The sequence below is a fragment of the Streptomyces sp. NRRL B-24572 genome (assembly GCF_002156145.1).
Lineage (GTDB): Bacteria > Actinomycetota > Actinomycetes > Streptomycetales > Streptomycetaceae > Streptomyces > Streptomyces vietnamensis.
Window position 1 is genome coordinate 66280 of the sequence record NZ_MWIG01000287.1, and the last position, 9757, is coordinate 76036.

The 9757-nt window shown below is 71.2% G+C and carries 7 protein-coding genes and 2 pseudogenes; 6 read left to right on the forward strand and 3 right to left on the reverse strand.

The genetic code is table 11. From position 1 onward, the window contains the following. Positions 1-134 precede the first annotated feature (134 nt). Positions 135-977, reverse strand: coding sequence for a PP2C family protein-serine/threonine phosphatase (locus CCN56_RS18170; protein ID WP_086828124.1), 843 nt, complete (start codon positions 975-977; stop codon positions 135-137). A 31-nt stretch (positions 978-1008) separates the two neighbouring features. Next, positions 1009-2213: pseudogene (locus tag CCN56_RS45845) on the reverse strand (IS701 family transposase). Between the two features lie 581 nt (positions 2214-2794). On the opposite strand from CCN56_RS45845, the gene CCN56_RS18185 reads away from it, so the two are divergent. Continuing rightward, on the forward strand, positions 2795-3427 hold the full coding sequence (locus CCN56_RS18185; protein ID WP_086828127.1) for a dihydrofolate reductase family protein: 633 nt from the start codon (positions 2795-2797) through the stop codon (positions 3425-3427). 73 nt (positions 3428-3500) lie between these two features. Beyond that, entirely contained in the window at positions 3501-3806 is a 306-nt protein-coding gene (locus tag CCN56_RS18190; RefSeq protein ID WP_256962025.1) for a hypothetical protein, read from the forward strand. A gap of 404 nt (positions 3807-4210) precedes the next feature. Here the strand turns inward: CCN56_RS18190 and CCN56_RS18200 are convergent, their stop codons facing one another. Continuing rightward, the gene (locus CCN56_RS18200) at positions 4211-5671 is read right to left on the reverse strand and encodes a catalase (protein WP_086828130.1); all 1461 of its coding nucleotides are present in this window, start codon (positions 5669-5671) and stop codon (positions 4211-4213) included. 741 nt (positions 5672-6412) lie between these two features. Here CCN56_RS18200 and CCN56_RS44630 point away from each other — a divergent pair. The 4 genes and pseudogenes from CCN56_RS44630 to CCN56_RS18220 form a co-directional block, all read left to right on the forward strand. After that, positions 6413-6855 (forward strand): annotated as a pseudogene (locus CCN56_RS44630) (MMPL family transporter); the annotation flags it as partial. A gap of 211 nt (positions 6856-7066) precedes the next feature. Beyond that, positions 7067-7732 carry a sigma-70 family RNA polymerase sigma factor gene (locus CCN56_RS18210; RefSeq protein WP_086828132.1) on the forward strand — a complete coding sequence of 222 codons (666 nt, stop codon included), beginning with the start codon at positions 7067-7069 and terminating at the stop codon, positions 7730-7732. A 226-nt stretch (positions 7733-7958) separates the two neighbouring features. Then, the gene (locus tag CCN56_RS18215) at positions 7959-9215 is read left to right on the forward strand and encodes an NAD(P)/FAD-dependent oxidoreductase (protein ID WP_086828134.1); all 1257 of its coding nucleotides are present in this window, start codon (positions 7959-7961) and stop codon (positions 9213-9215) included. Beyond that, the coding region (locus CCN56_RS18220; protein WP_218779423.1) for a DUF1365 domain-containing protein at positions 9212-9757 on the forward strand (546 nt) is incomplete at its 3' end. The genes CCN56_RS18215 and CCN56_RS18220, both read left to right, overlap by 4 nt.

Below are 9757 nucleotides of genomic sequence, written 5' to 3' on the forward strand. Positions count from 1 at the left end.
CCGGGCCGCCACGACCGGGCAAGGACCCCTGCGTGTCGGGCGCCGCCGTACGGCACGAGTCCGGACCGGCTGGAGTCCGGACCGGCCCGAGGTCTGACCCGAACCGGGGCGGGCCGACCCGGGGCGAGCCCCCTTCACCCCTCGACCGTCGACCGGCCCGGACCGCCGTCATGGCCGACGACCAGGACGGCCGCGTCGTCCTCGTGCCCCACCGTGGCCGCCAGCTTCATGACGGCGGTGGCGAGCGCGTCGACGTCCATCCCGGCGACGGCGGTGATCCCGGCGAGCCGCGTCACCCGGTCCAGACCCTCGTCGATGTGGAGCGAGGGCCCCTCCACCACCCCGTCGGTCAGGAGGACGAAGACACCGTCGGCCGTGAGCCGGTGGCGCGTGGCCGGGTAGTCGACGTCGCGCAGCACACCGAGCGGAGGCCCGCCCTCGCTGTCGTCGATGCCGGAGCGGCCGTCGGCGGTGGCCCAGATGTGGGGGATGTGACCGGCCCGGGCGCACTCCAGGGTGCCGGCAGCGGGGTCGAGCCGCAGGAAGGTGCAGGTGGCGAAGAGGTCGGCGCCCAGAGAGATCAGCAGGTCGTTGGTACGACCGAGCAGCTCTCCCGGGTCTCTGGTGACGGAGGCCAGGGCGCGCAGTGCCACGCGGACCTGTCCCATGAAGGCGGCGGCCTCGATGTTGTGCCCCTGCACGTCACCGATGGACATGCCGATCTGCCCGCCGGGCAGGGAGAAGGCGTCGTACCAGTCACCGCCGACGTTGAGCCCGTGGTTGGCGGGCTCATAGCGGACGGCCAGCCGGGCGCCCGGGACACTGGGCAGGTCGGAGGGCAGCATGCCGCGCTGCAGGGCCACGGCGAGCTCGACACGGGAACGCTGCGTCTCGGCCAGCTCCCGAGCCATGGCGGTCAGCGTCCCGAGCCGGACCAGAAGGTCCTCGCTGTTGTCGGCCGGCCGTCTGCGGAACATCGATCACTCCGACGTCACGACAATCCTCGCATCACTCTGTACCGTCTCCAGCACGCGGAACCCCAGGGGACCACCTCGGTACGAACCGGTCCTTCCCCACTCTGCCCGGAGGGCACGACGCCCGCATCTCATCGACCCCGCACCCCGGCCCGAGGGCGCCGCCAGGAGATCGGGGATCCTCGACAAACTGCAGTCCCGTCTCAGGACGGCGAAAGGCGACCCGGGCGATCGTCCCGCCCTCCCGGCCGGTCGGTGCGACGAAGGCGGTCTCGCCGGCGAGGAGGCGGGCTGACCAGGCCGCGTGGTCCTCGGCGGCCCAGTACTGCGGACAGCTCCGGTTCGCGGATGAGTGGCGCCGGTGCCCGGGGTGGGGCAGAGCATGCTTCTTCTGCGGACGGGCAGGATGCTCAGGGCCATGACGGTGCCGTCCTCGCGGAACGAGAATTTTCTGCCGGCCGACCGAGATCTCGGCGTCGTGAGAGCTGGACGTGGCGGCGAAGGTGGGCACGTCGTCCAGCACGGTCCGGACCGGCAGCACTCCGTCCCACTGGTAGTGCCCTCCTCCGGATTCCTGGGCGGCCCGCAGGGCCCGTTTGCCCGCCGGCCGCACCCGCAGCACCGTAAACCGTGAGGTCATCGGCCCCTTGCTGCCTTCACGCCAGAGGACCTCGCAGAACCTGGAAGCCGGCACGTCGGCAACGAGATCGGGCAGGGCCCGCTCCTCCGGGGCCAGACGGAAGGGCGTGCTCGCTCCGTATCCCGCGTCCGCCACGACCGGCGGAGATGTGGGCTTCCAGTCGGCGAGCGCGTCGAGCAGGCCGAGCGCCAGGCGCCATTTCTCCCGGTGGCCGGCGTCGGCGGGGCCCCGGCCGCCCGGCAGCGGGCCGCGTCGTCGGTCCACTCCCGGGGCAGATAGAGCTGCCAGTCCAACGGGCACGAGGCGGTGTCGGTCGCCGCATGGACGCTGACCGCGACCTGGCAGTTCGCCCGCTTGCCCAATGCTCCGCAGTACTGACGGGCCACCCCGGCCGACCGGGTGCCGCACTTGGGAAACGACACATCGTCGATCACCCACACCTCAGGCGTGATCGCTTCGCTCGATCGCCCGGCGATCCGCCGCCGCACCGGCAGCGGATCCCACGGCGACTGGTTCACGAACTGCTGCAGGTCCTGCATGTTCCCGTCCGGCAGCTGCTCGGCCATCGGCTGGATCGACTTCCGCCGGCCGTCCGGCATCACACCCCGCAGACAACCCCCGCCTCACCGCCGCTGATCCCGCCGCGGAAGCGAGGCGAACACATCGGCAACGAACTCCGACAACTCACCCCGGAGCCGTTCCGCCTCCTCCAGCCCCATAGCCAGGAGATGCCCACCACCAGGCGAGATCACCCGACGTAACGAAGCGCCACCCATCGGGTCCGACCCGCCCGGCCTGATCCGACGCGAATCGTCGGATGGGCCCCGGGGCGAGATGGCGAATTCTCTCCCGCGGAGCTCGGACTCCGCCGTGTGCTCTCTCCCGACGCCGCGGTGTCGTCGTACGGTTGGTCGGCTCACGATTGTCGCCGCTGTGGCCACGGCCCTGGCCCTGCCGCTGTTCGGCCCGACCGCGACCGCGAGTTCGCAGGGGCCGGGCGCCTCGCGTGCCGTGCGGACCGATCTGATCGAGAACGGCACCTTCGAAACGGAGCCCGGGGCCGGGTTCGTGTCCGCGTCCGGGTTCGTCCGAACGGGTGAACCGGCTTCGCGGCGATGATTCCGCGGCCGTCTCCGGGTCTACCTCTTGACGAGACCGTTCGACGCATCAGGAGCACGCCATGGGCCTCATCCACATCGCCATGTTCTCGACCCTCGACCTCGTCGGGCAGGCGCCCGGCGGTCCCGACGAGGACCCCGAGGGGTTCCCCTTCGGCGGCTGGCAGGCGCCCCTGATCGACGAGGCCACGGGCGCCCAGATCCAGGCGGCGTACGAGGGCACGGACGCCCTCCTGCTCGGCCGGCGCACGTACGACATCTTCGCCTCGTACTGGCCGCAGCAGGACGACCACTTCGGCAGGCTCTTCAACCGCATCCCGAAGTACGTGGCCTCCCGTGGCAAGCCCGACCTGCCCTGGGCCGGCTCCGAGCAGCTCGGCCCGGACCTGCCCGGCGCGGTGCGCGGGATCCGCGAGCGGCATGAGCGGGTGACGGTCGTCGGCAGCCTGAACCTGGTGCAGACCCTCCTGCACGAGAAGCTCTTCGACCGCCTGGACCTCTGGCTGCACCCTGTCGTGCTCGGCGTCGGCAAGAAGGTGTTCGAGGACGGCGCGGTGCCCACCAACGTCACGCTCCTGGAGCCGCCGGAGGCCAGCCCCAAAGGCACCGTGCACCTGCGCTACGGTCGTGCCGAGGGCACGCCCGCCACAGGAGACATGAGCGCACCCGACCGAGGCCTGGGCGACGAGTCCTGATCTGTGCTGGGGGGAGCCCGCGGGCGCCGGCCGCCTCCTGACCGGCGAGGAAAGCCCTTCGAGGAAAGCCCCGTTGACTCCGCACCCCCTTGCCTTCCACCTCGATGTGATCACGTCCGGAACGGTTCTCGGCGCCAGGCCGACGGACGGCCCCGACCAGGTCACAGCCGTCCTCGGGACCGACTTCGCCGAAAACTCCCTCGACGGCCACGGCATGTGGCGCGACTACGGCATGGCCGAGTTCTTCTGGCAGCGGGAGTCGCCCGACCACCCTGGGGTGGGGCACCACCTCACCCTGCAGGTGCATCGGCTGTCGTCCCTATGCTCCTGGCGCAGGAACATCCAGCGCTCCCTGCTCTGCTCACATCGACAGAACTGACAGAGCCCAACGCACTTCTCGAGGCCATCGCACGGAGCCTCCCCAGACCTGGGGCGGTGCACGACGAAGGCGTGACCCGCGACCGGGCCACACTCGTTTTCTGCACCGGCCTCGGCCTGGCCGTGCGGCACCCCGATCCCGCGGTCCTGCTTCGGCCTACCCGCCAAGCAGTCCTGAGCACTCTGGGACAGGCCGAGGACTCGCAGCCATCGGCCTGTCCGCCGACGAGCCAGACGGAAACGAGCACCTTGGCCGCCAGGTGATTCACCCGTCGGGCACTTTGTCGTCGGCGGCCGCAGGTGAACCAGCGACCCCCTTGAACCGGTCGCCTCGCGGCTGAACGGCCGTACCTACCGGCCGCCGGCCCAGGCCCGTCCGCCCGAGCCGGTGTCTTCTCCTGGGGCCTATGAGCCCTGCTTGGCGCGGACGCCTTCGGCGATGCGCTTGCCGAGGTCCGCGTCGATGTTCGTCCAGTAGGCGAAGGCACGCTCCAGAACCGGCTCGCTCACTCCGTCGAGGAGGTGACCGACCACGTTGTCGACGAGGCGGTCGCGGGCCGCGTCGTCCAGGACCTCGCGCACGAGGGTGCCGGGCTGCCCCCAGTCGTCGTCCTCCGGGTGCGAGACGTACGCCGACCGGGTGATCTCACCGTCAGCGGTCCAGCTCGGCGGACTTCCGTAGCGCTCGGTGTCCGCCGCCGGTCCGCCCTTGGAGTTCGGCGCGTACACCGGATCGGACGTCTTCCGGTACGCCATCGCCCCGTCCTTGGAGTACGTGTGGACGTCGACGACGGGCGCGTTCACGGGGAGCTGCTGGTAGTTGGTGCCGAGTCGGGCCCGGTGGGCGTCCGCGTACGAGAAGAGCCTGGCCAGCAGCATCCGGTCGGGGCTCGGTCCGATGCCGGGGACGAAGTTGTTCGGCTGGAACGCGGCCTGCTCGATCTCGGCGTGGTTGTCGGTCGGGTTGCGGTCCAGCGTCATCCGGCCCACGGGGACGAGCGGGTAGTCGCCGTGCGGCCAGACCTTGGTGAGGTCGAACGGGTTGAACCGGTACCCGGCGGCGTCCTCGTACGGCATCACCTGCACGTGCAGCGTCCAGGACGGGAAGTCGCCGTCCCGGATGTGCTCGAACAGGTCCCGCATGTGGAAGTCCGTGTCGGCCCCCGCCATGCGATCGGCCTCGTCCTGGGTGAAGAACTCGACGCCTTGGTCGGTCTTGAAGTGGTACTTCACCCAGAAGCGCTCACCGGACGCGTTGATCCACATGTACGTGTGCGAGGTGTAGCCGTTCATGTGACGCCAGGTCCGGGGGACGCCCCGGTCGCCCATCAGCCAGGTCACCTGGTGCGCGGACTCGGGCGACAGGGTCCAGAAGTCCCATTGCATGTCGTGATCACGCAGATTGCTGTCGGCCCGGCGCTTCTGGGACCGGATGAAGTGCTGGAACTTCATCGGATCCTTGACGAAGAACACCGGAGTGTTGTTGCCGACCATGTCGTAGTTGCCCTCGGACGTGTAGAACTTCACCGCGAAGCCACGCGGGTCCCGCCAGGTGTCCGGGCTGCCGCGCTCACCGGCGACCGTGGAGAAGCGGGCGACCAGATCGGTACGGGCCCCGGGCTGGAACAGCGCGGCCTTGGTGTACCGGCTGACGTCGTGGGTGACCTCGAAGTGGCCGAACGCGCCGCTGCCCTTGGCGTGCGGCTGGCGTTCCGGGATCCGCTCCCGGTTGAACTGCGCCATCTGCTCGATCAGGTAGGCGTCCTGGAGGAGGATCGGCCCACCCGGTCCCACGGTGAGCGAATGCTCGTCGCTCTCCACCGGGGCGCCGGAGTCGGTCGTCGTCGCGGGTCGGACCTCGGTCATCGCTCTGCCTTTCGTCGTCGCGTACGCACGCCTACCCTCTGCCTCCTCGGCGAAAGCCGCTACTTGAGGGACGGCACCCCGTTTCGTCCTGTCTGTCGAAGCCGAGGGACACGCTGCCGCTCGGGGAAGAGGGACGCGTCGGCGACTGGCGTGAGTCCTGAAGGCGGCCGGCCGGGTTCATACCCTCCCGCACGGGTGCGGATGAAGGAATCTCATGGACATCCAGGCCGGCCCTGGCGACCTGCCCGTCGGCACGAGCACGCCGGTCGTCACCGGCGCTGCAGGGTACGTCGCAGGCTGGATCGTGAAAGACCTCCTCGACGCCGGGGTCACCGTCCATGCGGCTGCCCGCGACCCGGACAACACCGCCGAGGTGCGGCATCTTCTCGAGGCTGCCGACACCTCGCCCGGCACCCTGCGTCCCTTCGTATCGGACCTGATGCATGAAGGGCTCCTACCAGGAAGCCGTGCAAGGGCGTCGGATCGTCATCCACACCGCTTCCCCCTTCATTCGCGCCGTACGAGATTCCCAGCGCGACCTCGTCGACCCGGCGGTGCACGGCGTTCGAGACGGTATGCGGTCGCCGGGTTTCAGGAAGGAGGGCCCGCGCTGGTCCCCGAAGAGCCAGTGCGTGTCCGTCACCCCTCGTCTGTCCCCATGCCTCGTCCGTCCTCGTGCATCATCGGGCCCGGCCCGTGCGGTCGCGTGGGTGTCGTGCGGTCATCTGCGAGTCCGCCCCGGGCGTCCCGTTCGACGAGGTCTTCGTCAAGGAAGCCCCTCCGTCGCCGCCCAAGAGCACCTGAGCGAGCACTTCCCGGGCGGCGCGGGCAACCCCGCCGTCGTCATCGCCGACGCCGATGGCGATGCCGCGGAGAAGGTGCGGACGGCCGCGGCGGCCGTCGAGGGCGTCGACTCCGCGACGCTCTTCGCCGCCCCCGGATCCGGTCGGCCGCTCGTCGCCGACGGCCGCGTCCGGATCGACGTCACCCTCGCGGACGCCGCGGACAGCGACGCCGTCGTCGTTCTGCGCGCCACCCTCCACGCGGTCCCCGGCGCCGACGCCCTCGTCGGTGGGTCCACCGCCCAGAAGTACGACCCCCAGGTGACGGCCGAGCGGGACAGGAACCTCGTCGTCCCCGTCGTGCTCGCGATCATCCTGGTCATCCTCGCCGGCCTGCTTCAGGGGGCTTCGCGGCACCACCTGACCTGCGGTGTTCCTCGCTTGCATCGATACAAGGAACTTTCCGATGCGAAAACGATGCGAGTTGTGGGCGGGGAGGTGCCGGGCGGAATGTGAAGCGCACGGGGTCATCGAGGTCCCGGAGTCGCCGCTCGGGAAGCGCATGCGGCACCCCCGGTGCACCCCCGAGCCACCGCCTGGAGGAGGAAGCGCCATGACCGCACACCGGCCGACCGGAGCCCCTGCCGCCGCCCCGTCCACGGCAGCCGTCACCGTGGATACCGCCACCGCCCGTACCGAGCCGACCGCGGCCACGGCCGTCGCTGACGCCACCGACGACCGTATCGCCCAGGGCCTGGTCGGCGGCGACGAGCAGTGTCTGGCCGTCGCCTACCAGCGCTGGGGCCGCCTGGTTCACACGCTCGCGGCCCGCGCCCTGGGCGACCACCGCGAGGCGGAGGACGTCACCCAGCAGGTGTTCGTCGCCGCCTGGCGGGGCCGCGCGAACTTCCGTCCCGACCGGGGAACCCTGCCGGCCTGGCTCACCGGCATCACCCGCCGGAAGATCGCCGACGCCCTGACCGCCCGCACGCGGCGGACCGAACTCGCGGCCAGCCTCGGCGCCTCCCTGGAGCACGAGAGCCGGGCGCACGAGGAACCCGAGCGGGTCCTCGACCGGTTGGTCGTCACCCGGGAGCTGTCCCGGCTGCCCCACGTCCAGCGCGACGTCCTGGAGCTCGCCTTCTTCGGGGACCTGACACAGACGCAGATCGCCGACCGCACCGGCCTGCCGCTCGGCACGGTCAAGAGCCACGCCCGCCGCGGCCTCCAGCGCATGCGGCGCAGCCTCGAACTGGCCGGCGCCGGCGTAGGCCGCTGACCGACCCGCCATGGCCGGCCCACCGGAGCATCCGCCTGATCGCCCGGTCGATCCGGTCGTCGATCACCGTCGATCCGGTCCCGGATCCGTTCGCGATCCGACCCGTCCGGCCGGCCGACGGCTCCGAACAACCACACGGCCCGACGGCCCGACGGCCGGACAACCGGGCACAGCACACGACACGCCGCCCCCGCACGAGGGCGCCGCACAAAGGGGATGGGAAACGATGAACGGACGCAGCGTCGCCGTGGTGGGAGCGGGGGTGGCAGGCCTCACCGCCGCCCACTACCTGTCCCGCACGCACGACGTGGTGCTGTACGAGTCGGACGACCGGCTCGGCGGCCACGCGCACACCCACGAACTGCCCGCCGCCGAGGGTGGGACGCTCCACGTCGACACCGGCTTCATCGTCCACAACGAGCACACCTACCCCCAGCTCCTGCGCCTCTTCCGTGAGTTGGGCGTCGCCACCCAGGACGCCGAGATGAGCATGTCCGTGCGCTGCGACGGCTGCGGCCTGGAGTACGCGGGCGCGCGAGGTCTCCGCGGCCTGCTCGGCGGCGGCAACGTCCGCCGGCGCAGGCACCTGCTGACGCTCGCCCACGTCCCCAGGTTCCACCGTGCCGCCCGCGGCCTGCTCGCCGCCGACGACATGACCCTCACCTTCGGCGACTTCCTCAAAGCCCGCCGCTTCTCCGCCCACTTCGTCAGCCACTTCGCGATCCCCCTCGTCTCCTCCGTCTGGTCCTGCGCCCCCGACACGGCCCTGCGGTACCCCGCCGTGTACCTCTTCCGCTTCCTCCACCACCACGGGCTCCTGTCGGTGACCGGATCCCCCCAGTGGAAGACCGTCACCGGCGGATCCGCGGCCTACGTCGAACGCCTCGCCAAGTCGATCCCCTCCGTGCGGACCGCCACCCCGGTGCGCGCCGTGGTCCGGGGTGACGACCGTGCCACGGTCCTCACCGAGGACGGCGAGTCGGTCGAACACGCCGCCGTCGTGCTCGCGGTCCACCCCGACCAGGCTCTGAGGCTGCTCGCCGACCCCACCGAACAGGAACGGCGGGTCCTCGGCGCGTTCACCTACTCCCACAACCCGACCGTCCTGCACCGCGACACGAGCCTGCTGCCGCGGTCGCCCCACGCCCGTGCCTCCTGGAACTACCTCTTGCCGTCCTGCACCGCCCGCCCGGGCTCCGTCCGGGTCAGCTACGACATGAACCGGCTCCAGCGGCTCCGCACCGGCGAGCCGCACGTCGTCACCCTCAACCCCGGCGACCGCGTCGACCCCTCGACCGTGCTGGCCCGCATGACGTACGAACACCCCGTCTACACCCCGGAGTCGGTGGCCGCCCAGCGGCTCCTGCCGACCCTGCGCACGTCCGTCACCGTCTACGCCGGCGCCTACCACGGCTGGGGCTTCCACGAGGACGGCTGCCGCTCGGGTGTCGAGGCCGCCCGCCACCTGGGAGCCAGGACGTGAAGACCGCTGCCCCGAGACCGCCCCTCGTGCCGTCCCTGTACGAGGCGGAGATCACGCACACCCGCGTCACCCCGCTCCGGCACAGGCTCCAGCACCGCACGTACATGTGGCTGGTCGACCTCGACGACCTGCCGGTCCTGCCGCGTCCGCTCCGGCCGCTCGCCCGCTTCGACCCGGCCGACCACTTCGACGGTGACGCCCCCACCCTCCGGGCCGGGCTCGACGCCCGCCTGGCCGCGCACGGCGTGCACGACGCGGACGGCCGGGTCCTGATGCTCGCCCACGCGCGCGTGCTGGGACACGTCTTCAACCCGCTCACCCTCTACTGGTGCCACGACCGGGCCGGCCGGCCCGTCTGCGTCGTCGCCGAGGTGCACAACACGTACGGCGGACGGCACACGTACCTGCTGCGTACCGACGCGGAAGGCCGCGCCGAAACGGCCAAGGACTTCTACGTCTCGCCGTTCCTCGACGTCGCCGGCACCTACCGGATGCGGCTGCCGCTCCCCGGCGACCGCCTCGACCTGACCGTCCAGCTCCGC